The 25,573-nt window shown below is 61.0% G+C and carries 20 protein-coding genes; 14 read left to right on the top strand and 6 right to left on the bottom strand.

Features of this window, described 5'->3' with window-relative positions; genetic code table 11:
- Positions 1-84: 84 nt before the first annotated feature.
- Together BUE09_RS05590 and BUE09_RS05585 are read right to left on the bottom strand one after the other, a co-directional pair.
- Positions 85-678: a peroxidase-related enzyme gene (locus tag BUE09_RS05590; protein ID WP_073299718.1), complete on the bottom strand. Its 594-nt coding sequence runs from the start codon at positions 676-678 to the stop codon at positions 85-87.
- A gap of 63 nt (positions 679-741) precedes the next feature.
- Entirely contained in the window at positions 742-2,418 is a 1,677-nt protein-coding gene (locus BUE09_RS05585) for an AMP-binding protein (RefSeq protein ID WP_073299717.1), read from the bottom strand.
- A 237-nt stretch (positions 2,419-2,655) separates the two neighbouring features.
- On the opposite strand from BUE09_RS05585, the gene BUE09_RS05580 reads away from it, so the two are divergent.
- The 12 genes from BUE09_RS05580 to BUE09_RS05525 all read left to right on the top strand — a co-directional run bounded on the left by BUE09_RS05580 (position 2,656) and on the right by BUE09_RS05525 (position 16,724).
- The gene (locus BUE09_RS05580) at positions 2,656-3,819 is read left to right on the top strand and encodes an isovaleryl-CoA dehydrogenase (protein ID WP_073299716.1); all 1,164 of its coding nucleotides are present in this window, start codon (positions 2,656-2,658) and stop codon (positions 3,817-3,819) included.
- Positions 3,820-3,986: 167 nt separating this feature from the next.
- Positions 3,987-5,594: a carboxyl transferase domain-containing protein gene (locus BUE09_RS05575; protein ID WP_073299715.1), complete on the top strand. Its 1,608-nt coding sequence runs from the start codon at positions 3,987-3,989 to the stop codon at positions 5,592-5,594.
- Positions 5,595-5,744: 150 nt separating this feature from the next.
- Positions 5,745-6,548: a gamma-carboxygeranoyl-CoA hydratase gene (locus tag BUE09_RS05570; protein WP_073299714.1), complete on the top strand. Its 804-nt coding sequence runs from the start codon at positions 5,745-5,747 to the stop codon at positions 6,546-6,548.
- Positions 6,545-8,464 carry an acetyl/propionyl/methylcrotonyl-CoA carboxylase subunit alpha gene (locus tag BUE09_RS05565; RefSeq protein ID WP_073299713.1) on the top strand — a complete coding sequence of 640 codons (1,920 nt, stop codon included), beginning with the start codon at positions 6,545-6,547 and terminating at the stop codon, positions 8,462-8,464. The genes BUE09_RS05570 and BUE09_RS05565 overlap by 4 nt, the downstream gene beginning before the upstream one ends.
- A 229-nt stretch (positions 8,465-8,693) precedes the next feature.
- Positions 8,694-9,596: a hydroxymethylglutaryl-CoA lyase gene (locus tag BUE09_RS05560; RefSeq protein ID WP_073299712.1), complete on the top strand. Its 903-nt coding sequence runs from the start codon at positions 8,694-8,696 to the stop codon at positions 9,594-9,596.
- A gap of 40 nt (positions 9,597-9,636) precedes the next feature.
- Positions 9,637-10,332: a CoA transferase subunit A gene (locus tag BUE09_RS05555; RefSeq protein WP_073299711.1), complete on the top strand. Its 696-nt coding sequence runs from the start codon at positions 9,637-9,639 to the stop codon at positions 10,330-10,332.
- Between the two features lie 2 nt (positions 10,333-10,334).
- The gene (locus tag BUE09_RS05550) at positions 10,335-10,961 is read left to right on the top strand and encodes a CoA transferase subunit B (protein WP_073299710.1); all 627 of its coding nucleotides are present in this window, start codon (positions 10,335-10,337) and stop codon (positions 10,959-10,961) included.
- A 131-nt stretch (positions 10,962-11,092) separates the two neighbouring features.
- Positions 11,093-11,488 (top strand): MerR family transcriptional regulator, encoded by a 396-nt coding sequence (locus BUE09_RS05545; RefSeq protein ID WP_073299709.1) that lies wholly within the window; start codon positions 11,093-11,095, stop codon positions 11,486-11,488.
- A gap of 376 nt (positions 11,489-11,864) precedes the next feature.
- Positions 11,865-12,950: a TRAP transporter substrate-binding protein gene (locus BUE09_RS05540; protein ID WP_073299708.1), complete on the top strand. Its 1,086-nt coding sequence runs from the start codon at positions 11,865-11,867 to the stop codon at positions 12,948-12,950.
- A 208-nt stretch (positions 12,951-13,158) separates the two neighbouring features.
- Positions 13,159-13,773, top strand: coding sequence for a TRAP transporter small permease subunit (locus BUE09_RS05535; RefSeq protein WP_073300279.1), 615 nt, complete (start codon positions 13,159-13,161; stop codon positions 13,771-13,773).
- Between the two features lie 16 nt (positions 13,774-13,789).
- Positions 13,790-15,157 (top strand): TRAP transporter large permease, encoded by a 1,368-nt coding sequence (locus BUE09_RS05530; RefSeq protein ID WP_073299707.1) that lies wholly within the window; start codon positions 13,790-13,792, stop codon positions 15,155-15,157.
- 76 nt (positions 15,158-15,233) lie between these two features.
- Positions 15,234-16,724 carry a sigma-54 interaction domain-containing protein gene (locus BUE09_RS05525; protein ID WP_073300277.1) on the top strand — a complete coding sequence of 497 codons (1,491 nt, stop codon included), beginning with the start codon at positions 15,234-15,236 and terminating at the stop codon, positions 16,722-16,724.
- A gap of 363 nt (positions 16,725-17,087) precedes the next feature.
- On the opposite strand, the gene BUE09_RS05520 is transcribed toward BUE09_RS05525, so the two are convergent.
- Positions 17,088-17,858 carry a 3-hydroxybutyrate dehydrogenase gene (locus BUE09_RS05520; RefSeq protein ID WP_073299706.1) on the bottom strand — a complete coding sequence of 257 codons (771 nt, stop codon included), beginning with the start codon at positions 17,856-17,858 and terminating at the stop codon, positions 17,088-17,090.
- A gap of 710 nt (positions 17,859-18,568) precedes the next feature.
- Here BUE09_RS05520 and BUE09_RS05515 point away from each other — a divergent pair.
- Positions 18,569-19,177 (top strand): glutathione S-transferase N-terminal domain-containing protein, encoded by a 609-nt coding sequence (locus tag BUE09_RS05515; RefSeq protein ID WP_073299705.1) that lies wholly within the window; start codon positions 18,569-18,571, stop codon positions 19,175-19,177.
- Between the two features lie 150 nt (positions 19,178-19,327).
- On the opposite strand, the gene BUE09_RS05510 is transcribed toward BUE09_RS05515, so the two are convergent.
- On the bottom strand, positions 19,328-20,245 hold the full coding sequence (locus tag BUE09_RS05510) for a LysR family transcriptional regulator (protein ID WP_073299704.1): 918 nt from the start codon (positions 20,243-20,245) through the stop codon (positions 19,328-19,330).
- A gap of 136 nt (positions 20,246-20,381) precedes the next feature.
- On the opposite strand from BUE09_RS05510, the gene BUE09_RS05505 reads away from it, so the two are divergent.
- Positions 20,382-20,786 (top strand): RidA family protein, encoded by a 405-nt coding sequence (locus BUE09_RS05505; RefSeq protein ID WP_073299703.1) that lies wholly within the window; start codon positions 20,382-20,384, stop codon positions 20,784-20,786.
- Between the two features lie 65 nt (positions 20,787-20,851).
- Here BUE09_RS05505 and pgm read toward each other — a convergent pair whose 3' ends face one another.
- Both pgm and BUE09_RS05495 read right to left on the bottom strand, forming a co-directional pair.
- The gene (pgm, locus tag BUE09_RS05500; protein ID WP_073299702.1) at positions 20,852-22,516 is read right to left on the bottom strand and encodes a phosphoglucomutase (alpha-D-glucose-1,6-bisphosphate-dependent); all 1,665 of its coding nucleotides are present in this window, start codon (positions 22,514-22,516) and stop codon (positions 20,852-20,854) included.
- A 286-nt stretch (positions 22,517-22,802) separates the two neighbouring features.
- A complete protein-coding gene (locus BUE09_RS05495) occupies positions 22,803-25,388 on the bottom strand; it encodes a bifunctional diguanylate cyclase/phosphodiesterase (protein WP_073299701.1) in 2,586 nt (861 codons plus the stop codon).
- Between the last annotated feature and the right edge of the window lie 185 nt (positions 25,389-25,573).

The following is a 25,573-nucleotide window of genomic DNA, read 5'->3' as shown; positions in this document are numbered from 1 at the left end:
GTCTTGGTTGGTGCAGCTGAAGACCCGACCTCGCTCCTGCCGGGTCTTGTTTACCGCGTAATGCGGTAAATCCATGGCTACCGCTCAGCTCGCGCTAGCCCTGGGCACACGGCCCAGCAAATAGAATTCGTCATTGGGCGGCGTTCTCGCCATCGATACCAAACAGTTGGAAAGACCAAACAGCGCGGCAATCGAGCCAATGTCCCAAATATCGTTCAAAGTGAAGCCCATCTTTTCCAATCGTACCTGCCAAGCGTCATCCAGCACGCCACGCTCAGCGGCTAGATGCAGCGCAAAATCGAGCATAGTCCGCTGACGCTCACTGATTGCCGCGGTGCGGTAATTGACTGATATCTGGTCGGCAAGCAGTGGATCCTTAGCGAGAATTCTCAGAATCGCGCCATGCGCCACGACGCAGTACAAACAGCCGTGATCGGCACTCACCGCTACGACGATCATCTCCTTCTCGGCTTTGGTCAGGCTGTCACCTTCCCTTTCCATCAAAGCATCGTGGTAGTTAAAGAAGGCACGAAATTCATCGGGTCGATGAGCCAACATAAGAAAAACGTTAGGCACAAAACCTGCTTTTTCCTGCACAGCGACAATCCGCTCGCGGATATCTGCCGGTAGCGCGTCCAGGTTACCGACCAGTGGAAAACGACTGATGGCTTGAGTCATACGGTGCTCCGAATCAACACACGGATGGGAGGCAGGCCGACCGCTGTCGACCGGTTAACCGTTCTAGTCAGCAAGCCCCAGCTCGGCGACGCTGACCTCACGCATCTTGAACTTCTGCACCTTGCCGCTGATGGTCATTGGAAACTCATCCACGAACTTGATGTGCCTGGGCGTCTTGAAGTGCGCGATACGGCCCTTGCAGAAACCGCGCAGATCGTCAGCGCTGGCTTCATGCCCCGGATGCAACTTGACCCAGGCGACAATCTCTTCACCGTAGGTCTTGTCGGGCACGCCAATCACCTGCACGTCAGCGACGGCTGGGTGCGTGAAGAGAAACTCCTCGACTTCCCGTGGATAAACGTTCTCACCGCCGCGGATAATCATGTCCTTGTTGCGCCCGACGATCTTGATATAGCCCTCATCGTCCATGATTGCCAAGTCGCCGGTATGCATCCAGCGCGCGCCGTCAATCGCGCCGGTAGTGGCTTCCGGATTGTTCCAGTAGCCGAGCATCACGCTGTAGCCGCGGGTGCACAGCTCGCCAATCTGGCCGCGCGGAACGATACGGTTGTGCTCGTCGACAACCTTGCTTTCCAGGTGCGGCTGGGTACGCCCGACGCTGGTGACGCGGCGCTCGAGGTCATCATCCGGGCCGGTTTGAGTCGAGACGGGGCTGGTTTCGGTCATGCCATAGGCAATCTGCATCTCGGCCAGATGCATGTCATCGATCACGCGCTTCATGACTTCGATCGGGCAGGTGGAACCGGCCATGATCCCGGTGCGCAGGTTGCTCAGGTCCAGCGACTGGCGCTCCGGGTGGTCGAGCATGGCGATGAACATGGTCGGCACGCCGTACATCCCGGTGGCCTTCTCTTCCGCCGCCGCCTGCAGCGCCGCCAGCGGCTCGAACGCTGCACTTGGATAGATCATCGTGGTGCCGTGGGTCACGCAACCCAGATTGCCCATGACCATGCCAAAGCAGTGATAAAGCGGGACCGGAATTACCAGTCGGTCATGCTCGCTGAGCTTGAGGCTCTCGCCGACCATGTAACCGTTATTGAGGATGTTGTAGTGGCTGAGCGTGGCGCCCTTGGGGAAGCCGGTGGTCCCCGAGGTGTACTGAATATTGATCGGGTCATCGAACTGCAACTGCTCGCCGCACTGGCGTAGCTGTTCCGGGCCTACGTTTTCGGCCAGGTCCATCAGGCCTTTCCACAGCAACATGCCATCTACGGGCTTGTCGCACAGGCTGATGACGCCGCGCAGCTCTGGAAGCATGTGACTTTGCAGCGCGCCGATGGCGGAGCTCTCGAGCTCGGGCAGCAGCTCATGCAGCATCGCGTGATAGTCCGATGTCTTGAACGCATCGGCGCAGATCAACCAACGGCAGCCCGATTGCTTCAGCGCGTATTCGAGCTCATTCAGGCGATAGGCCGGGTTGATGTTCACCAGCACCACGCCGACCTTGGCCGTTGCAAACTGGGTGATGCACCACTGCGCATTGTTGGGCGACCAGATGCCCACCCGCTCGCCAGCCTTGAGGCCGAGCGCCAGCAAGCCTCGCGCGCAACGGTCCACTTCGTCGGCCAATTGTGCCCAGGTGTAGCGCAGGTTCTGGTGGCGAACGACCAAGGCCTCACGGTCGGAGTACCGCTCGACAGCCCGGTCGAACGCCGCACCGATGGTCATCGGCAACAGGGGTTTGGTCTGCGGTCCGCAGGTGTAGCTCGGAAGACTCATGTCGAAATTCCTCAGTCTTATGTTTGTTATGAGGCCTTACTGCCACGTCTGCTGCAGTTGACAGTCATTCGGGACGTCGTTACGTTAACGTAAAGGTAACAGCGTGACAACCCACCGCACCCTACGCCTAAAGTCGGTACGGGAGCGCGACAAACAACAGGCTGAACCGCGGGTAAAAAAGCAATTGCGCTCAACCGGCGGTCGGATCAGAACAACTACAAGACAGACAGGTGGCACATGAACTATTCCGGCCTCAACTTCGCTCTCGGTGAAACCGTGGACATGCTCCGTGACCAGACTCGCGGTTTCGTTGCGAACGAACTGGCGCCCCGCGCCGAAGCCATCGACCGTGACAACCTCTTCCCCAGCGACATGTGGCGCAAGTTTGGCGACATGGGGTTGCTCGGTATCACCATAGACGAGGAATACGGCGGCGCTGGCATGGGTTACCTGGCGCATGTCATCGCGCTGGAGGAAATCAGCCGCGGTTCAGCCTCGGTGGGCCTGTCCTACGGCGCGCATTCCAATCTCTGCGTCAACCAGATCAACCGCAACGGCACGCCAGAGCAGAAGGCAAAATACCTGCCCAAGCTGATTTCCGGTGAGCACGTCGGTGCACTGGCCATGAGCGAGCCGAATGCCGGTTCCGACGTGGTCTCGATGAAACTGCGCGCCGACAAGAAAGGCGACCGCTACGTGCTCAACGGCAGCAAGACCTGGATTACCAATGGTCCGGATGCCAACACCTATGTGATCTATGCCAAGACCGATCTCGACAAGGGCGCCCACGGCATCACCGCGTTCATCGTCGAACGGGACTGGAAAGGCTTCTCGCGCGGCAACAAGTTCGACAAGCTCGGCATGCGCGGTTCCAACACCTGCGAGCTGTTCTTCGATGACGTCGAGGTGCCGGAAGAAAACGTGCTGGGCGTCGAAAATGGTGGCGTGAAAGTGTTGATGAGCGGCCTGGACTACGAGCGCGTGGTGCTGGCAGGCGGCCCGGTCGGGATCATGCAGGCGTGCCTGGACGTCGTTGTGCCCTACATCCACGACCGCAAGCAGTTCGGCCAGAGCATCGGCGAGTTCCAGTTCATCCAGGGCAAGGTGGCCGACATGTACACCCAGCTCAACGCCAGCCGCGCCTACCTCTACACCGTGGCGCAAGCCTGCGACCGTGGCGAGACCACTCGCAAGGATGCCGCCGGGGTGATCCTCTACACCGCCGAAGCGGCGACGCAAATGGCGCTGCAGGCGATCCAGATTCTGGGCGGCAACGGCTACATCAACGAATTTCCCACCGGCCGGCTGCTGCGCGACGCCAAACTCTACGAGATCGGCGCCGGCACCAGCGAGATTCGCCGCATGCTGATTGGCCGCGAGCTGTTCAACGAAACCAAATAAGACAAAGCAGCAGAGACCGAACGCGGAAACCGTAGGGTGGGCTTCAGCCCACCATTCCCGGAGGTGGTGGGCTGAAGCGGAACGCCGCCCGGCCCGCCCTACCCGGGATGAAGCGCCACTCCGGCCTTCGTCCAGCTTCAGTCTTAAGCGCTCTTTTCGAGGGTTCTATGGCCATCCTGAATACCCAGATCAACACCCGCTCCCCCGAATTTGCTGCCAATCGCGACGCGATGCTCGAGCAGGTTGAAAGCCTCCGCACGCTGCTCGGCAAAGTCAGCGAAGGCGGCGGTGAGAAGTCCCAGCAGCGCCATGTCGCTCGCGGCAAGCTGCTGGTGCGTGACCGCATCAACGCCCTCCTCGACCCAGGTTCGGCCTTTCTCGAAGTCGCGCCCCTGGCGGCATACGAGGTCTACGGTGAAGACGTCGCCGCCGCTGGCGTGGTCGCCGGTATTGGTCGAGTCGTGGGCGTCGAATGCATGATCATTGCAAACGACGCCACGGTTAAAGGCGGCAGCTACTACCCACTCACGGTGAAAAAACACCTGCGCGCGCAATCCATCGCCCAGCAGAATCGTTTGCCGTGCATCTATCTGGTGGATTCCGGCGGCGCCAACCTGCCGCGCCAGGATGAGGTGTTTCCGGACCGTGAACACTTCGGTCGCATCTTCTTCAACCAGGCCAACATGAGCGCCATGGGCATCCCGCAGATTGCGGTGGTGATGGGTTCCTGCACCGCGGGTGGCGCCTATGTGCCGGCGATGGCGGACGAAACCATCATGGTGCGCAACCAGGCGACTATCTTCCTCGCCGGCCCGCCGTTGGTGAAAGCGGCGACCGGCGAAGTGGTGACGGCTGAAGATCTGGGCGGCGCCGATGTGCACTGCAAAACCTCCGGCGTGGCCGACCACTATGCCGAGAGCGATGAGCATGCGCTGGCCATCGCCCGGCGCTGCGTCGCCAACCTCAACTGGAAAAAGCTTGGCCAGGTACAGACCCGCCAACCGCGCGCACCGCTGTATGCCGCGGACGAGCTTTACGGGGTGATTCCGGCACAATCCAAGCAGCCCTACGACGTGCGCGAGGTCATCGCGCGGCTCGTCGACGGCAGCGAGTTCGATGAATTCAAGGCGCTGTTCGGCACCACCCTGGTCTGCGGGTTCGCCACATTGCACGGCTATCCAATCGCGATTCTGGCGAACAACGGCATCCTCTTCGCTGAAGCCGCGCAGAAAGGCGCTCACTTTATCGAGCTGGCCTGCCAGCGCGGTATACCGCTGCTGTTCCTGCAGAACATCACCGGCTTCATGGTTGGCCAGAAGTACGAGACCGGCGGCATCGCCAAGCATGGTGCCAAGCTGGTCACTGCGGTCGCCTGCGCCCAGGTGCCTAAGTTCACCGTGGTCATCGGCGGCAGCTTCGGTGCCGGCAACTACGGCATGTGCGGTCGTGCCTATGATCCGCGCTTTCTGTGGATGTGGCCCAACGCGAGAATTGGCGTGATGGGTGGCGAGCAAGCCGCTGGCGTGCTCGTGCAGGTCAAGCGTGAGCAGGCCGAACGCAGCGGACAGACCTTCTCAGAACAAGACGAGGCGCAGCTCAAACAGCCGATCCTTGAGCAATACGAGCACCAGGGGCATCCCTACTATTCCAGTGCCCGACTTTGGGATGACGGTGTTATTGATCCCGCGCAGACGCGCGACCTGCTGGGGCTGGCAATCTCGGCGAGTCTCAACGCACCGATCGAACCGACCCGTTTCGGCGTATTCCGGATGTAGGGTGCGCACGGCGCGCCCGACCGAACGACCATGACCAGCTTGAGACCGTAAGGTGGATCGGGGCGCGTAGCTAACGCTTCACCCATCCACCAACTGGATGCGCCACGGTGGAAGAAAAGAGCGTCTTCCACCCTACATGAGGACAGATTGATGACAAGTTTCAGCACCATCGAGCTTGAGAAAGACCCACGAGGCTTCGCCATGCTCTGGCTCAACCGACCGGAAAAGAACAACGCTTTCAACGCCGAAATGATTCGCGAGCTGGTACTGGCAATCGACACGGTGCAGGCGGACAAGAGCCTGCGCTTCCTGCTGCTGCGCGGCCGTGGTAAGCATTTTTCGGCCGGGGCGGATCTGGCCTGGATGCAGCAGTCAGCGAAGTTGGATTTCGATGCCAACCTCACCGACGCCCGCGAGCTGGCCGAACTGATGTACAGCCTCTACCACCTCAAGCTGCCGACGTTGGCAGTGGTGCAAGGCGCGGCGTTCGGCGGTGCGGTCGGGCTGGTGGCCTGCTGCGACATGGCCATCGGTGCGCATGATGCGTTGTTTTCCCTTTCCGAAGTGCGCATCGGCCTCGCGCCGGCAGTGATCAGCCCCTTCGTGGTCAAGGCCATGGGTGAACGTGCCACGCGTCGCTATGCCATGACTGGCGAGCGCTTCAGTGGCGAGCGCGCCCGCGACCTCGGTCTGTTGTCTGAGACCTACGCCGCCAGCGAACTGGACGACGCCTTGCACAGCTGGATCGACAACCTGCTGCTCAACAGCCCACAGGCCATGCGAGCCAGCAAGGATCTCTTACGCGAAGCCGCCAGTATTTCGTTGAGCCCCGCGTTACGCCGCTACACCGAAAATGCCATTGCGCGCATACGGGTCAGCCCCGAAGGACAGGAAGGCCTCAACGCCTTTCTGGAGAAGCGCAAACCGAATTGGACGCAGGAGCCAAAACAATGATAACCACCCTGCTGGTCGCGAACCGGGGCGAAATCGCCTGCCGCGTGATGCGCACCGCCAAGGCCATGGGCCTGACCACCGTTGCCGTGCACAGCGCCATTGACCACGATGCAAGGCATGCCCGCGAGGCCGACATTCGTGTCGATCTCGGCGGCGCCAAGCCGGCCGACAGCTACCTGTTGATCGACAAGCTGATCGATGCCGCCAACGCCAGCGGCGCACAAGCGATCCATCCCGGCTACGGCTTCCTCTCGGAGAACGCGGGCTTCGCTCGCGCCATCGAGGATGCCGGCCTGATCTTTCTCGGCCCGCCCGCCTCGGCCATCGATGCCATGGGCAGCAAATCGGCCGCCAAGGCGCTGATGGAAAAAGCCGGCGTGCCGCTCGTGCCTGGCTATCACGGCGAAGCGCAGGACGTGGAAACCTTCCGCGTCGCTGCAGAAAAGATTGGCTACCCGGTGCTGCTCAAGGCCACCGCCGGTGGCGGCGGCAAAGGCATGAAGGTGGTCGAGCGCGAAGCGGATCTGGCCGAAGCGCTGCAATCGGCTCAGCGTGAGGCGCAGTCGTCGTTTGGCGACTCGCGGATGCTGGTTGAGAAATACGTGCTCAAACCGCGCCACGTGGAGATCCAGGTATTTGCCGATCAACACGGTAACCGCCTCTACCTCAATGAGCGAGATTGTTCGATCCAGCGCCGCCACCAGAAGGTCGTCGAGGAAGCGCCGGCACCAGGACTTTCCGCCGAACTGCGTCGCGCCATGGGCGAAGCTGCGGTCAAGGCGGCTCAAGCCATTGGCTATGTAGGCGCCGGCACGGTGGAATTTCTGCTCGACGCGCGCGGTGAGTTCTTCTTCATGGAGATGAACACCCGCCTGCAGGTCGAACACCCCGTGACCGAAGCCATCACCGGCCTGGATCTGGTGGCCTGGCAGATCCGCGTCGCGCGTGGCGAGCCGCTGCCAATCACACAGGATCAGGTGCCGCTCACAGGCCACGCCATCGAAGTGCGGCTGTATGCCGAAGATCCGGACAATGATTTCCTCCCCGCCACCGGCACTCTGGACCTGTACCGCGAATCCGCTGCTGGACCGGGTCGACGCGTCGACAGCGGCGTGACGGAGGGCGACACCGTTTCACCGTTCTACGACCCGATGCTCGGCAAACTCATCGCCTGGGGCGAGAACCGCGAAGAAGCACGCCTGCGTTTGCTGGCGATGCTGGATGAGACTTGCGTTGGCGGCGTACGTACCAACCTTGCTTTTCTGCGTCGCGTAATCGGGCATCCGGCTTTCGCAGCGGCAGAGTTGGACACCGGTTTCATCCCGCGCCATGAAACCGAGCTTATGCGCGTCCCCGGCGAACTGCCCGACGCGTTCTGGCAGCTGGCCGCAGGGCTGTTCGTACAGACCGAGCCGGCGAAAATTCGTGAGGATGACCTTCACTCGCCTTGGGCAGAGCGCGATGGCCTGCGTTTCGGCATGCCGGCGCGGATCGGCGTGCATCTGCAATGCAACGGTGAAAGCCGACTGGTGCGCATCGATGCGGCCGCCAACACGAGCGAGCGAGCCCCCTCAAACGTCAGCCGCCAGCCCAAAGTGATTCGCAAGGACGAAACCCTCTACCTTGAATGGAATGGCGAGCTGCAAGCCGTCACCGCGTTCGACCCCATCGCCGACGTCGAAGCCAGCCACCAGCACCACGGCGGCCTCACCGCCCCCATGAATGGCAGCATTGTGCGCGTACTGGTCGAGGCCGGGCAGAGCGTCGAGGCAGGTGCCACACTGGTCGTGCTGGAAGCGATGAAGATGGAGCACAGCATCCGCGCGCATCAGGCCGGCGTGGTCAAAGGTCTGTTCTGCGCCGAAGGCGATATGGTCAACGAAGGCGCGGTCTTGCTCGAGATGGACGAGGTTTGAAGCCAAACGAGCCGGCGCTAGCACCGGCGAATTGGTGGGCTGAAGCCCACCCTACGGTGGCAAATCTACAGCTTGTGTAGGGTGGGCTTCAGCCCAGCGGATCTGTCAAACCGCGCGGGCCTGCTCGGCGCAACCTTGGCGGGCCGAAGCCCACTCGGTCGACGACCGACCGCAACAACTTAACGACACGGGTGAACGACGCGATGAGTTTTCACCGATTGGAGGACATATGAGCCTACCCAAACAGGTACGCCTGGTCGAAGTCGGCCCGCGCGACGGTCTGCAGAACGAAAAGCAACCCATCAGCGTGGCCGACAAGGTGCGGCTGGTCGATGACCTCAGCGCTGCGGGCCTGCACTACATCGAGGTCGGCAGCTTCGTCTCGCCCAAGTGGGTGCCGCAGATGGCCGGATCTGCCGATGTGTTCGCGCAGATCAAGCAGAAGCCTGGCGTCACCTACGCCGCACTGACACCCAATATGAAAGGGCTGGAAGCTGCCATCGAAGCCGGCGTCAGCGAAGTGGCCGTGTTTGGCGCCGCCTCGGAAGCGTTTTCGCAGAAGAACATCAACTGCTCCATTGATGAGAGCCTGGCGCGCTTTGCCCCGCTGATGATCGCCGCGCGCGAGAACGGCATTCAGGTGCGAGGCTACGTCTCTTGCGTGTTGGGTTGCCCTTACGAAGGCGAGGTCGACCCTAAGCGCGTCGCCCATGTCGCGCATGAGCTGTTCGCCATGGGCTGCTATGAGGTATCGCTGGGCGACACCATCGGCACCGGCACCCCAGGCAAGACCCGCCAGTTGTTCGAAACCGTCGGTCGTGAGGTCCCGCGTGACAAGCTCGCCGGGCATTTCCACGATACCTATGGGCAGGCGCTTGCGAACATCTACGCCAGCCTGCAAGAGGGCGTCTGTACCTTCGACAGTTCGGTCGCCGGGCTCGGCGGCTGCCCTTACGCCAAAGGCGCGAGTGGCAACGTCGCCAGCGAAGATGTGCTCTACATGCTTAACGGCCTGAGTATCGAGACCGGGATTAACCTGGACATGCTGATCGCCGCAGGGCAACGCATCAGTGATGTACTGGGGCGTTCCAACGGATCACGGGTCGCTCGGGCGCGTCTGGCCGTGCAATAACCCAACGCCACCGCCCTCACTCAAATAACAAGAGGCCTCAATGAACAAGATCTACCCCAACGCCCAGCAGGCACTCGACGGCCTGGTCGAAGACGGCATGACGCTTGCCGTTGGCGGTTTCGGCCTGTGCGGCATTCCCGAAGCACTGATCGAAGCACTGCGCGACACCGGCAAGAAAAACCTCACCGTGATCAGCAACAACGCCGGCGTCGACGGCTTCGGCCTCGGCCTGCTGCTCGAGACGCGCCAGGTGCGCAAAATGGTTTCCTCCTACGTCGGTGAGAACAAGGAGTTCGAGCGTCAGTACCTGGCCGGCGAGCTGGAACTCGAGTTCACGCCGCAAGGCACTCTGGCCGAGAAGCTACGCGCCGCAGGCTCGGGCATACCGGCGTTCTACACCCGCACCGGTTACGGCACGCTGATCGCCGAGGGCAAGGAAACTCGCCAATTCGACGGCGAGTGGTACGTGATGGAAGAGTCGCTGCCCGCCGATGTATCGCTGGTCAAAGCCTTCAAGGCGGACAAGGCTGGCAACCTTGTTTTCAACAAGACCGCGCGCAACTTCAACCCGCTCGCCGCCATGGCTGGCAAGGTTTGCGTAGTGGAGGTCGATCATCTGCTCGAAACCGGCGAGCTGGACGCCGACCAGATCCACCTGCCGGGCATCTATGTGCAGCGCATCATCCATAACCCGAACGCTGAGAAGCGCATCGAAAAACGTACGGTGAGGAGCTGACCATGGCCTGGACACGCGAACAGATGGCGCAACGCGCCGCACAGGAATTGCAGGACGGCTACTACGTCAACCTCGGCATCGGCCTCCCCACGCTTGTAGCCAACTACATTCCCGACGGCATGGACGTCTGGCTGCAGAGCGAGAATGGGCTGCTCGGCATCGGCCCCTTCCCCACCGAGGACGAGATCGACCCGGACCTGATCAACGCTGGCAAGCAGACCGTCACCGCCCTGCCCGGCAGTGCCTTTTTCGACAACGCCATGAGCTTCGGCATGATCCGCGGCGGCCATATCAACCTGGCGATTCTCGGCGCCATGCAGGTTTCCGAAAAAGGCGACCTGGCGAACTGGATGATCCCCGGCAAGATGGTCAAGGGCATGGGCGGCGCGATGGATCTGGTGGCCGGGGTCAAGCGGGTTGTCGTGCTGATGGAGCACACCGCCAAGGGCGCGCACAAGATCATCAAGCAGTGCGACCTGCCGCTGACGGGCGTCGGGGTAGTCGACCGAATCATCACCGACCTGGGCGTGCTGGATGTTACCGAGCAGGGTTTGAAACTGGTGGAGTTGGCCGACGGCGTTAGCTTCGGGGAGATGCAAGACGCCACCGGCTGCGCAATCCGGCACTGAGCGTTGCGATATGGCCCGACGCCACCGTGCATCGGGCCAGCGCAGCGTGTAGCCTTGGCCGGCTTACCCCGTAGTAAACGCACCCGGCTCTTCGCGAGCCGCGGGTGGACAGGCAGGACTGGATATTTTTCATGGCAAAGCAGACGTACAGCATTTCCGATCTGGCTAACGAGCTCGATATCACCACCCGCGCCATACGCTTCTACGAAGAACAAGGCATGCTCTCGCCGAAGCGGCGCGGTCAGGAGCGCATCTACACCCCCAAGGATCGTGTTGCCCTGAAGCTTATCTTGCGCGGCAAACGCATCGGCTTCTCCCTCGCCGAATGCAAGACACTGATCGAACTCTACGATCCCAAGGCCGGCAATCAGAAACAGCTGAACATCATGCTTGGCATGATTGCCGAACGCCGCCAGCAGCTCGCACAGCAGTTGCTCGATATTCAGCAGATGCAGCTGGAACTCGATACTGCCGAAGAGCGCTGCCTCACCGCGCTGAAGGCGACTGTGGAAAAGGACGTTGGCTGAGTCCGGCCAGCGTTTTAGCTAAACGCACCTTTCAAGAAGATTGCAGCGCCCATAACGTCACGCTTGCTGCTGGCTAAGCGGCTGCACAGTCCAGATAAATAGACACGAGTCCACCAGCTTGGACACCCCACCGGTCGACCTGGATAAGTGTCCGGTGAGTTGGACACAGCCACAATTGGCTGAGCACCGAGAAGCCTTTGAACCGTGGATTATCAGGTTTCCCAGAGTCAGGCACAGAACCTGCAAAGTGATTTCGCAAGACGCCAGAACACCTGGCGGGACGAAAAAGCAGTGCTGCCTCGTCCCGCTTTCCGGCTTTACCAAACGCCGGCCTGCGCCTCTGGTTACCAAAACAAAAAAAAGAAGGAAACCTGCAATGTCGATAAGCAAAAAACTGTCCCGACTCGCCTGCGCCATCGGCGCCACCACTCTTCTCAGCGCCAGCCTGATCAGCGCCGACGCCATAGCCGCCGAGAAGATCCGCTGGCAAGTGCCGCTGGCCTTCCCCTCCCACCTGGTCGGTCTGACCACACCCATCAAGCATCTGTCGGAGTCGCTCAAGGCTATTTCCGGCGGTGATATCCAGCTGCGTTACTACGAGCCCGGCGAACTGGTGCCACCCTTCGAAATCATGGATGCAGTCAGCAACGGCAAGTACCCGGCTGGCTATACCTGGATTGGCTACGATCAGGGCACCATCGCCTCGCTTCCCCTGTATTCCGGTGCGCCGTTCAACATGGAGCCTCCTGCTTATCTCGCCTGGTATTACGAGGGGGACGGCAAGAAGCTCCTGGAAGAGATTTATGCCGAGCGCAATATCCACCCGATGCTCTGCAGCATCATCGGCCCGGAAGGCGCTGGCTGGTTCGCCAAACCGATCGAGAAGCTCGAAGATATCGATGGCCTGCGCATCCGCTTCGCCGGAATCGGCGGCAAGGTGCTGGAAAAACTCGGTGCCTCGGTCACCATGATCCCCGGCGGCGAGATCTATCAGGCGCTGGAGCGCAAGACCATCGACGCCACCGAGTTCTCGCAACCTGCGATCGACAAGATGTTGGGCCTTGATCAGATCATCAAGAACTACATCATGCCCGGCTGGCACCAGACGCTGACCACTTCGCACCTGCTGGTCAACAAGGGCGTCTGGGAAAAGCTCGAGCCACAGAGCCGCGCGCTGATCGAGATGGGTTGCGAATCGGCCACCCTCAAAGGTTTTGCTGAAAGCGAATGGGCCCAGCCGACCGCCTTGCGCGAGTACGAAAAGCAGGGCGTGAAAGCGCAGGTGTTGCCAGAAGAAGTGCTGCGTGAGCTGGAGCGCGTGACCAACGAAGTGCTCGATGAAATCGCCGCCAAGGACGAAATGTTCAATCGCGTCCTGAGCAGCCAGCGTGACTTCATGAAGCATCACTCGATCTGGCACGGCAAAGGCTACCTGCCGCGCGACTACTACAAGTACGAGTGATCCACTCAGCAACGCCTGGTGCCCGCTAGGGTTGGCTTGTCATCCACGTTTGAATCCTGCTGTGCTGAGGTCTCTGCGGTCGGTCGGCAAATGCCGGAGCGCAGTCACGCAGCCTTAGCACAGCAGGTGAAGAATCTTGCCGACCTGACAGGTCTCTAGCGCACGGTTAGTGCCGTGCTTTCTTCTGGTTCGGATCTCCGAGGTGGTCGTGTCCGCTCATCCCGTTTCCCCTAACGAAGCCGTGCCCGCCGCTCAAACGGATGCGCTGCCTCACAACAAACTGTCCAGGTGGCTGGACAGAGCGCTGGTCGCCATTGGCGAAGCCAGTGCGTGGATATGGCTATTGGTGCTGGCGGTTGTACTGACCAACGTGTTCAGCCGCTTTGTGCTCTCTCGCGGCTCGATTGCGCTGGAAGAGTTGTCCTGGCACCTGTTCGGTGCCGCTTTGATGCTCGCCCTGGCCTATGCGGTGGTGCGTGACGACCACGTGCGCGTCGATGTGCTGCGTGAGAAATTCACGCTGCGCAGCCAGGCCATCATCGAACTGCTGGCGATCCTGATATTGGCACTGCCGATCGTGGTGCTGATGGTCGACGCACTGGTGCCCTTTGCCTACCAGGCTTTCATCTATGACGAGCGCTCGCAGGCGCCAAGCGGCCTGCCGCATCGTTTCATCTTCAAAAGCGTATTGCCCATCGGCCTGACGCTGGTAGCGCTGGCGCTGCTTTCACGCGCCACGCGTTGCAGCACGTTGCTGTTCAATTTCCCGCGGGCCTTTGTAGCCCCGACAACTGTCCGCGACCGCGGCCATTCGCAGCCCTGATGGAGTAGCCGTAATCATGGGTTTGGAAGAAATTCTCGTCATCAGCATGTTCGCCACCTTCATGGGGCTGTTGCTGCTTGGCTTCCCGGTAGCCTGGTCATTGGCCGGCATCGGGCTGCTATTCGCCGTGCTCGGCCACGTGATGGTCGAGTACTTCGACGCCGATCTCTGGTTTACCTGGGACGGCACCATCGGCGTACTGGATGCACGTATCTACGGCATCGTCGCCAATGAGCTGATGGTCGCTCTGCCGCTGTTTATCTTCATGGGTCTCATGCTTGACCGCTCGGGCATCGCCGAACGGCTGATGCACAGTCTTGTTCGGGTGCTTGGTCCGTTGCGTGGCGGTTACGCCGTCACGGTCGTGCTGGTCGGCATCCTGCTGGCCGCCTCCACCGGTATCGTCGGCGCCTCGGTGGCCCTGCTCGGCATGCTCTCGATCGGGCCGATGCTGCAGGCCAAATACAACAAGAGTCTGGCGGTCGGCACCGCCTGTTCGGTCGGCACCCTGGGTATTCTGATTCCGCCAAGCATCATGCTGGTCCTGATGGCTGATCGGCTCGGTACGTCGGAAGCCTCGGTGGGCAAGCTGTTCATGGGCGCGCTAATCCCCGGAATGATGCTGGCACTGATGTACATCCTCTACATCGTTGTGGTGTCGTGGCTGAAGAAGGACTTTGCGCCTGCTCCGGCCAACCGCCAGAAGCTTGATGCAAAGGCGCTGATCGATGTGTTCTGGGCAGTGGTGCCACCTTTCGTCCTGATTCTGGCCGTGCTGGGCTCGATCTTCTTCGGTATCGCTACGACGACGGAAGCGTCGGCGGTCGGTGCGTTTGGTGCTGTGCTGATGGCGGCCCTCAGCCGCAAGCTAAACATCGCGGTGCTGAAAGAAGCGCTCTACCAGACCAGCCGCACCTCGGCATTCATCTTCGGCATCTTTATCGGCGCCACGGTGTTCGCCGCCGTGTTGCGTGGTCTGGGCGGGGACGACGTGATCCGTGCGGCGCTCACCGGTTTGCCGTTCGGCCAGACTGGGGTATTGCTGACCGTACTGTTCATCACCTTCCTGCTAGGCTTCTTCCTCGACTGGGTCGAAATTACCCTGATTATCCTGCCGCTGGTTGCACCGGTGCTGTTTTCCATGGGCGTCGATCCACTGTGGTTCGCGATCCTCTTCGCGCTGTGCCTGCAGACCTCGTTTCTCACACCACCGGTGGGCTTCGCGCTGTTCTACATCAAGGGTGTCTGCCCGCCGGAAGTCACGACGCGGGACGTTTACCTCGGCGTCATGCCCTACATCCTGATTCAGTTACTCGGCCTGGCCCTGGTGTTCTTCTTCGCGCCGCTGGCGACATGGCTACCCAACGAGGTGTACGGACTCTGAGCCCGGACCGGCTGCCTTGCCCCTGGCAGCCGGCGCCTTCCATAATCGGCCGAACCTCACCGGACAGTTCGAACCCATGGCAATCGCCCGCAACGACCTTGACCACAACGGCCTGACCATCGGCGTATCCCCCGAACGATTTCGTGCGGTGGCCATGCCGCTGTTGTTCGATCACCTCAATGCCCAGTGCGAAGGCACCATCGCGGTCAACCGCCAGGCACGCATCGTCTGGATCAATGACAAGTACGCGGCAAAGATCGGCATCAGCGATCCGCGCAGCGTGCTGGGCAAGGAAATCGAAGAGGTGTTGCCCGCCAGCCGCTTGCGCGAGGTTATGGAAAGCGGCCAGCCGAGCATGCTCGACCTGATGGCCTTTGGTGGCGAGCATTTCGTCGTCACCCGCATTCCGCTTCGCGACGAGGACGGCACACTGGTCGGCGCACTGGGTTTCGTGCTGTTTGACCGGGCCCGGCACCTCAGGCCGCTGATGGCCAAGTTCACCACGCTGCAAACGCAGCTGGTAGCGACCCAGAACGAACTGGCCAAGGCCCGCCGGGCCCGTTACACCATCGCAGGCTTCATCGGCACCAGCCCGGCTGCGAGCGAAGTCAAACGCCAGGCCCGCCGTGCCGCACAGCTGGATGCCACGGTGCTGATTCGCGGCGAGACCGGCACCGGTAAGGAGCTGTTGGCCCAGGGCATCCATAATCTGTCACCGCGCGCTAATGGGCCTTTCGTTGCGGTCAATGTCGCAGCGATTCCGGAAACCTTGGTCGAAGCCGAACTCTTCGGAACAGCGCCCGGCGCTTTCACCGGTGCTGACCGCAAGGCGCGCATCGGCAAATTCGAAGTGGCCAACGGCGGCACGCTTTTTCTCGACGAAATCGGCGACCTGCCGCTGGCCCTGCAAGCCAAGCTGTTGCGCGTGCTGCAGGAGCAGGAAATTGAGCCGCTGGGCTCCAATCAGGTCAAGCCACTGAACGTGCGGGTGATCGCCGCAACGCATATCGACCTGGAAGCCAAGGTCGCCGCCGGAGAGTTTCGTGATGACCTTTACTATCGACTCAACGTGCTGGCGTTGCAGGTGCCGCCACTGCGCGAGCGCGCTACTGACATACCGGCCGTGATCGAACATCTGCTCGATGACATCGCCAACCGCTCCGGACAAGCTCCGATGGAACTTGCACCAAGCGCCATTGCATTGCTCTGCAACCAGCCCTGGCGCGGCAACGTACGCGAGTTAGGCAACCTGCTGGAACGCGCGCAGCTGAGTGCGGATGGAACATCGCTGGAAGCGCGCCATTTCCTGCCGCTGTTGGACGCGAAAACCGCCGCCGCGCCGCAAGCGGTCGTCACACCCAGCGAGCCGGTGCTTGCTGATCCGACACCGGAACCCGACGCCCCACTGCAACTTCTCGCCGAAAGCATCGCCCAGGCCGAACGCCGCGCCTTGCAGACCGCCCTGCTCGCCTGCAAAGGCAACCGCCGCCGCGCAGCAACGGAGCTGGGCATTTCGCGCGCCAGTTTGTATTCGAAGCTGCAGTTGCACGGGCTGAGCGAGCGCTAGGACGCAGACTTCGCGGCGGAAGGAAAAAAGATTAGCGCGAGTCAAAGCCCACGATAATCTTTCGCGACATCACCGATACCGCCCCCGGCCATAACCCGTAGGGTGGGCTTTAGCCCACCGCTTGCACTCATGGTTCATGCAAACACCCGACCCGGGCGGCCGGCTTTAGAGGCTTTGGTGGGCTGAAGCCCACCCTACAATCTGTCCCGACACCACCGATACCGCCCCGGCCGTACCCGCAGGGTGGGCTTTAGCCCACCGCCCTCTGAGAGCCCTGCAGCAAACAACCGCGCATGCGCCGCGGCTTTCGAGCGAAGGCGCGGCTAGCCTCATCCATCCTCGCTCCACAGCAGCACGAAGCCCCTATTGCGCCAGCCAGCCGCCGTCGACGTTCCAGGCAACACCACGAACCTGGCGAGCCGCATCGCTGCACAAGAAGACGGCCAACTCGCCGAGCTGTTCCGGCGTGACAAAGTCCAGCGATGGTTGTTTTTCCATCAGCAATTCACGGGTCGCCCGGCTCGGGTCACCGTGGGCCTGAGCTTTGCTATCGATCTGCTGTTGCACCAGCGGTGTAAGTACCCAGCCGGGACAGAGCGCATTGCAGGTAACGCCTGTGGTGGCCGTTTCCAACGCGACGGTTTTGGTCAGGCCGACCAGGCCGTGCTTGGCCGCCACGTATGCCGCCTTCTGTGCCGAGGCCACTAAGCCATGAACCGAAGCGACATTGATGATCCGCCCCCAGTTGCGCTCGCGCATACCCGGCAAAGTCAGGCGTATGGTGTGAAACGCCGAGGACAGGTTGATAGCAATGACGCTGTCCCAGCGCTCGACCGGAAACGACTCGACGGGCGCAACATGCTGGATGCCGGCATTGTTGACCAGAACATCCACCGATCCGAGGTCGCGCTCTGTCCGGCTGACGAGATCGGCGATCTGATCCGCATCGGACACATCTGCAGCATGGTGCAGCACGCGTGTGCCATATGCCGAGACCTGTGCGATGGCGGCATCTACATCGCCAAAGCCATTGAGCATCACGTTCGCTCCCGCCTCGGCCAGCTTGCCAGCGATACCCAGGCCAATGCCGCTGGTCGAGCCGGTGATCAGCGCGGTCTTGCCTTTCAAGATCATGTCGGGCTCCGGTGGCTGCGAAGAACTGCCAAGCCTGCGGAAGGAATCGCGCCTGGCTGTTCTTCAGCATAGCGACAGGTAAGAGGGATGACGGGCACCAAGGCGGCGAAAAGGGGCGGACGATGATTCGCGTTGGACCGATTTAACGGTTCAGATAAGGCAGTCATACGGTTTTCCTTGTTGTTCTGATCGCGCCCGGTTCAGGCAACCCCGTCTAGATGAGAACGAAGCGAGCAAGCGAGACAATCGAACACAGCGAAAGTCGTGCCAGACTTCAGCGAAACGTCTTACGCACAGCAGAACCGCCCCTCTAAACATCAGAGCGGTTCCGACGCCGTGAGCTAACCAGCTGCGCGTGTCCACCTTTCTGGACATGCCTATCGAGCCACACATGCTGGCGCATGTTCTGTCCCGTCGACTGGACAGACATCGGTTATCAATCCGACCAACGCCCGCTAGTGCATGACATAACCGTGCTGTAGTGCATTAAAAACCAACGTGCTGCACACCGATAAGCGGTCTCGATGTGTATGGCGATCCGGCTGTTATTGGGTGAACGGTGTCGAGCTTCCTTGAGCGACAAGGCGGCGTTGCGAAAGCCATACAGTCCGCCCGGTTGCTTGTGAGATTGTTGGCTATGCTAACAATCTCAGCCGCGAGGCCGTTTCGTTGCCACCTCTCCCTCCGCCTCTCTACCCACCGAGCCCACCATGCAACTGATCTACGCACCTACCTCGCCCTTTTCCCGCAAAGTCCGTGTGCTAGCCAGCGAAACCGGAATGCTGCACCGCCTGCAACTGATCGAAACCGCAGTGCTTCCAGTCACCCTCAATGAGCGCGTGAATACGCTCAACCCGTTGGGCAAAATTCCAGTGCTGATGCTCGATGGCGGCGAGGTGCTGTATGACAGTCGCGTAATCTGTGAATACCTTGACAGCCTGCATGACCGACCGAAGCTGTTCCCTGTTGAGCCGACCAGACGCTGGAAAACGCTGCGCCTCGCAGCGCTGGCCGATGGGGTGATGGAAGCGGCGGTGATCACCCGTTACGAGCGCGCCGCACGGCCAGTGGAGCGGCAGTGGGATGACTGGATCGATGGACAGCTCGGCAAGGTTCGCCGTGCCCTCAGAGCGTTGAACGACGACAGCGAAGCGCTACGAGGCCCGCTGGACATCGCTCAAATCGGGATTGCCTGCGCCCTGGGTTATCTGGACTTTCGCTTCCCGGAGCTGAACTGGCGAAACGAGCTTCCTGCTCTGGTGACCTTTCAGGAAGCACTCTTGCAACGCGAGTCAATGCAGCTCAGCGAGCCTGTCTAAGGCTCTCGAAGCAGATGATGCCGGGGCCGCGTACCCACACCACCGACGTGGGGGCGGTCTCGACCGCGAATGGGCCGCGCGCAGCTTCGCGCCAAGGCCGCTCCCACGAAAGCTCAACCCCAGCGGCGTGCCCATCCTCTGATAATGGCGTCACCGCTTCTCTCCCTGCGCTCGCTGAGCCATCAACTCGACGATCCAGTCGATGAATATCCGCAGCTTGGCGCTTACATGCCGGTTCGGCGGGAAGGCGACATACATGGGCATGGGCTCGAGCCGCCAATCCTCAAACAACGGCACCAGCTCACCACTCTCCAGGTGAGCGTCGGACATGTAGTCCGGCAGCCATAGCACTCCCAAGCCCGCCAGGCCGGCTGCCAAATAAGCATTGCCGTCATCCACCGAAAGTACGTAACGACCCATGACGCTGACGCGTTCGCCGTGGCGATGCATTGCGTAGGGAAAGACCTTCCCGGTACGCGCCCACAGGAAGCCCACGATGCGGTGATGTGTGTCCTCCAGCTCGCTTGGATGGGCCGGCACACCGGCTCGCTCAAGGTAGCTGTGCGCGGCATAAACCCCCAGTTGGAGGTCGCCAATGTGCCGCGCCATGAGAGACAGATCGGTGAGTTCGCCGCCACGCACGACGCAATCGACGTTCTCATCGATCAGATCCACCATCCGGTCGCTGACACCCAAGTCCAGCTGGATTTCTGGATAGCTGGCATGAAAGTCAGGAAGCGCGGGTATCAGAATGGACCGCGCAAACGGGCTGGGCACATCCACCCTGAGGCGGCCACGCGGCGATGCCGACGCATTGGACAGGCTGGTTTCGGCATCGTCCAGATCCGCCAATAACCGCACCACCCGTTCGTAATACGCGGCGCCATCCGCCGTGACATTGACCTTGCGTGTAGTTCGGTTGAGCAACCTCACACGCAATCGCGCTTCGAGCTGTTGCACCAGTTGAGTCACGCTGGTTTTGCTCAGGTGCAAGGTGTTGGCGGCTTTGGTGAAGCTGCCGGTTTCGACCACTCGGGCAAAGGCCTGCATTGCGACAAAGCGGTCCATGTCGGCTCCGGGTGCTGGGATTGTTTGGAATTTGAGAACAGTGCTGAACAGCCTTGCGAGTTTATCCCTCCAACCGGCAGCCCTACAGTCTCTTCGTCAATTACCTACTCGATATCGACTGACGCAAGAGGCGCCTATGAACACACGTGACGTGGTTTTCCCTGCTGGGCGACGAGCACTTTATGAACGGAACCGCTACTCGCCGGCCATTCGAGCCAACGAGATGCTGTTCGTATCCGGACAAGTCGGCAGCCGCGAAGACGGATCGCCGGAGCCTGAGCTCGAAGCTCAGGTGAGGCTTGCCTTCGAGAATCTGAACGCGGTGCTCGAGGCAGCGGAATGTACCTTCGATGATGTCATCGATGTGACCGTTTTCATGGTCGATCCGCAGAGCAACTTCGAGCGAGTTTGGAGTGTCGTGCAGGAATACTGGGGCAGCGCACCGCACCCTACTGTGACGGCTGTCGGCGTGACATGGCTGTACGGGTTCCAGTTCGAAATCAAAGTGATCGCAAAACTGCGCGAACCATCAGCCAGCTGACCCCGCCCTTTGCGCACCAAAAAGCCGCCCCGCTATCCCGTGGCGGCTTGTCCCTGTGTTACGCGTTAGCTATTCAGCACGCCATCGACCAGCGCCTTGGCCTCTTCCTGAATGCGCGTGAGGTGCGCCTCGCCCTCGAAGCTTTCCGCATAGATCTTGTAGACGTCCTCGGTACCGGATGGGCGCGCGGCGAACCAACCATTGTCGGTCACGACCTTCAGCCCGCCGATTGCAGCGCCGTTGCCGGGCGCCTCGGTAAGAATCTGGGTGATTGGCTGACCCGCCAGTTCGCCAGCCGTGACCTGGGACGCCGAGAGCTTGCCGAGTTTGGCTTTTTGCTCACGGTTGGCGGGGGCATCGATACGCTGATAGACCGGCGCGCCGAAACGCTCGGTCAGTGCCTGGTAGCGCTCGCCCGGGTCCTTGCCGGTCACGGCGGTAATTTCTGCGGCCAGCAGGCCAAGAATCAGACCATCCTTGTCAGTCGACCAGGCGCCGCCCTGCTTGCGCAGGAAAGACGCGCCAGCGGATTCCTCGCCGCCAAAGCCCAGGCTGCCGTCCATCAAACCATCGACGAACCATTTGAAGCCCACCGGCACCTCGACGGCCTTGCGGTCGATGCCTTTGGCGACCCGGTCGATCATCGACGAGGACACCAATGTCTTGCCGATTCCGGCCCCAGCGCTCCACTCGGGCCGATGGGTGAACAGGTATTCGATGGCAACCGCCAGGTAGTGATTGGGATTCAGCAGCCCCACCGAGCGCGCCACGATGCCATGCCGGTCGTGGTCGGTGTCGCAGGCAAAGGAGACGTCAAAGCGGTCCTTGTTTTCAATCAGACCGGCCATGGCATGTGGCGAGCTGCAGTCCATGCGGATCTTGCCGTCCCAGTCCAGCCGCATGAAGCGGAAGGTGGGGTCGACGCGGGTGGAAAGCACTTCAAGCGGCAGGCCGTAGCGCTCGGCGATGCGCGTCCAGTAATGCACACCAGCGCCGCCCAGCGGGTCGACGCCGAACTTCAGACCGGAGTTGCGGATCGCCTGGAGATCGATCACCTGCTCCAAACCGCCAACATAGCTGTCGATGAAATCGAAGCGCTTAGTAGTCGGTGCCTTGAGCGCCTGAGCATAATCCATTCGCTGGACGCCCTTGAGCCCGGCAACCAGCAGCGCATTGGCGCGCTCCTGAATCCACTTGGTCACGCCCGTGTCAGCCGGGCCGCCGTTTGTGGGGTTGTACTTGAAGCCGCCGTCAGCGGGTGGATTGTGCGACGGCGTAATGACGATGCCGTCAGCCAGGCCGCTACTGCGACCGGCGTTGTATTCGAGGATGGCGTTGGAAATAGCAGGCGTCGGCGTATAGCCCGGCTCACCATTGGTTTCGCTGCAGCCAGCGTCAATTCGTGTCTCGATGCCATTGGCCGCGAGCACTTCCAAAGCGGAAACGAATGCCGGTTCGGACAACGCATGGGTGTCCATGCCAACGAAGATTGGCCCGTCGATGCCCTGGTCGCGACGGTAGTCGCAGATCGCCTGGGTAGTCGCCAGGATGTGCCACTCGTTGAAGCTGTTTTTCAGTGACGAGCCGCGGTGGCCGGAGGTGCCGAACGCCACTTGCTGGGCCGGATCGGATGGATCAGGGCGCTCGCTGTAATACCGCGAAATCAGACGCGGAATGTTGGTCAGGATGTGCTCATCAGGGAGGCGTCCTGCGTTGAGGTCGAGGCTCATCAGTCGTTCCTTTGGAGGATCAGTAGGTCGATTCAGGCAGAATCTTGGGTTCCGTCGAGGCAGTCGAAAGCGAAATCAGGCGGCGATCGGCATTTATCTACGCGCTTCGACCATCCACCTTCGGGCTTTGGTTCCCCACAGCTGCATCGAAAGCGCATCCGCAGCGACAGCGCATGATAGAGCGCGCCTGGGCTTCCGCGAAGAGCGCCGCAGCCTGTCGGGTCCCGTTAAGCAGAACAGTATCAATGCCGGCTTCAGCCGATACACAGCGTGCAAGCCGTAAAGCTCAACTCGCGCGGCGGTCGATGATGTAGTCACCCAGTTTGTCCAACGGCATAGGCTTAGCGAACAGATAGCCCTGCGCCTCGTCGCATGTTGACCGCATCAACTGCCGGAGCATGTCGGCATCCTCTACGCCTTCGGCCACGACGCGCATGCCAAGCGAGTGGCACATTTCGGTCACCGCCTTGATGAAATCGAGACAGTTATCGCTTTTGGCGGTTGGGCAAAGGAAGGTCCGATCAAGCTTCACCACGTCGATTGGATATTGGCGCAAGTAGGCGATGCCGGCGTACCCGGTGCCGAAGTCATCAATTGCAAGCCTCACCCCGATGGCGCCGAGACTTCTCAAGAGCTGATGCGACGTGTCGGTGTCTTCGATCAAGCCGGACTCGGTCAACTCCAGTTCGAGACGGTGCGTATCCAACCCGGCCGCCTGCAGTGCCCGGCTGACTTCGCTGCACAGCATTGGGGACTTTAGCTGCACCGGCGACACGTTCACCGACAGCGTCAGTTCGGTACCGATGCGTGCGGTCAATTGCTGGATGTCCTGGCACGCCTGGTGCAGCACCCAGTTACCGATCTTGCAAATCAGTCCGGTGGCTTCGGCGATGGGTATGAATTCTGCTGGTGAGACCAGCCCCTTGGTTGGGTGGTTCCAGCGAATCAGCGCCTCCACACCGCACGGAATGTCATCGTCCAGACAGATGCGCGGCTGGTAATGCAGGACAAATTCATCACGCTCCAGCGCTTCGCGCAGATCGAGTTCGAGGGCCATGCGGTTCTTGCTCTCGATGCTCATCTCAGCCGAGAAGAACCGCATTCCGGTGCCGCCCGCGTACTTGGCGCGGTACATGGCGATATCGGCGTGTTGTAGGAGCTCGTCAATGCTGGTGTCGGGGTCCGGATACAGGCACATGCCCATCGACGCCGAAGGGTAATAGCGGGTGCCGAGCACATCGCAGGGCACCTGGATCGCCCGCAGCAGATCGCTCGCCAGCCGCTCGGCCGAGCGCGCCCCGTCAGGCAGATGGGCCACCACCACAAACTCGTCCCCGCCCAGGCGCGCCACCAGATCACCGGATGGCAGCGCCTCGCGCAGGCGATGAGCGATCTGCACCAGGAGCACGTCGCCATAGCCATGGCCCATCGAGTCGTTCACTTCCTTGAAGCGATCAAGATCGATGAGCATGATCATCAACTGCTGATTTTCCGGAATGAAATTGACCAGTTCCCGCAGGTGTTCGTTGAGATAGATTCGGTTCGGCAACCCCGTCAACGGATCATGCGTGGCCATGTGGTGCAGTCGGTGCTCGACCTGCTTGCGGTCGGTAATATCGGTCAACCCACCGGACCACTCTTTGATGTTGCCGTGGTCATCGAAGATGGGCACGGCGTGACCGGACATATGCCGGTACTGGCCGTCAGCCTGGCGGACGCGGTACTCGGCGCGCCTGTTTGCAAAGACTGAGCGCATTTCCTCGACAAGGGCTTCCAGTTCGGGGCGATCTTCGGGATGCACGGCTTCGAGCCAGCCCTTGCCGCGCGATTGCTCGAACGTCTGCCCGGTGAACTCGTTCCAATCAGGCTGTGACTCGACGATATCCACCAGCGGGCTGGTCGACCAGACGAGGCTGTTGGTAGCCTTAACCAGCCCCTTGAAGCGACGCTCGTTGGCCGCCATTTTCTGCTCGACCTCGAGCCGCGCCCGGTTGGCTCGATCGCGTTGCACCACCAACGCCGCCGTATTGGCGAGCAGCGTGATGCCCTGCTGTTCCAGAGATGACGGCGCTGCGCAGACGCTGCTGTAACAGGCAATGGTGCCCATCACTTCGCCGCTGTGCGAAAGAATGGGTGTGGACCAGCAAGCGCGCAGGCCATGCTCGAGCGCCTTGTCTCGGTGCCTGGCCCAGGACGGATCGCCGCCAATGTCCAAGGCAACGCTTGGCTTGCCCGTGCGTACCGACACGCTGCAGGTGGTTCCATCGGAACCTGCGTCCATTGCATTGAGCGCAGCGACGAAATCTGAAGGAAGGCTGGACGCTTCAACGAATCGCAGCCTGCCATCCTCATCCAGGCGCATGATCGCTGCGCTAACAGTCCTAGCAGACTGCTTTTGGGCCGAGCGGGTCAGTTCGACCAGCACCTCCGTCAAGGGCGCGCCGGCCACCGCCAGCTCGAGTGCGCGCATCTGCCCTTCGGCAATCGCCTCGGAACGGCGGCAGTCGGTCACGTCCTGACTGATGAAGTGCAGCGCTCTCAACTCAGGGTGGGCGGTGGAGCGTCCGGTTACGCTGACCATCTGCACGCTGCTCTCGTCTACCAGCACACGGCATTCGAAGCGCACTTCGTCACCGGTCGAGAGGGTGATAGCAACGTGCTCGGCGACCGAATCACGGTCGTCCGGGTGGATATGCTCCAGAAATTCGGTGAGCGAGGTACTGCCCAAGGCACAGGCATCGAGCGCATGGGTGACGACCGCGACGGTCGCTTGGCCATCGCTCAGCGAGTCGTCCAGTTCGACGTACCACTCCAGCAAGCCAGCAGATCGCAGCGTGAAAGCAAGTCGGGATTGCAGATCTGGTTGGGCCATGCAGATATCCACACGTGGTATGGCGGGGTTCAGGTTGGACTCTTAGAGTCGGCCACCGTTCTGAGCACTATTCGTCTGCGCAGCTATCCATGTGCTCCTTGCACTGGTACGCGTAGTGCAAGAGCCGAAAAGACCGGGATAGAGCCTTCCGTAGCCGACGTTCAGTGTAGCTGCGTGCGATCTGT

Origin of the sequence: Stutzerimonas xanthomarina DSM 18231 (assembly GCF_900129835.1) — a bacterium.
GTDB classification, from domain to species: domain Bacteria; phylum Pseudomonadota; class Gammaproteobacteria; order Pseudomonadales; family Pseudomonadaceae; genus Stutzerimonas; species Stutzerimonas xanthomarina.
Note: the sequence above shows the minus strand (reverse complement) of the source record. Positions and strands in the feature narration are given on the sequence as shown.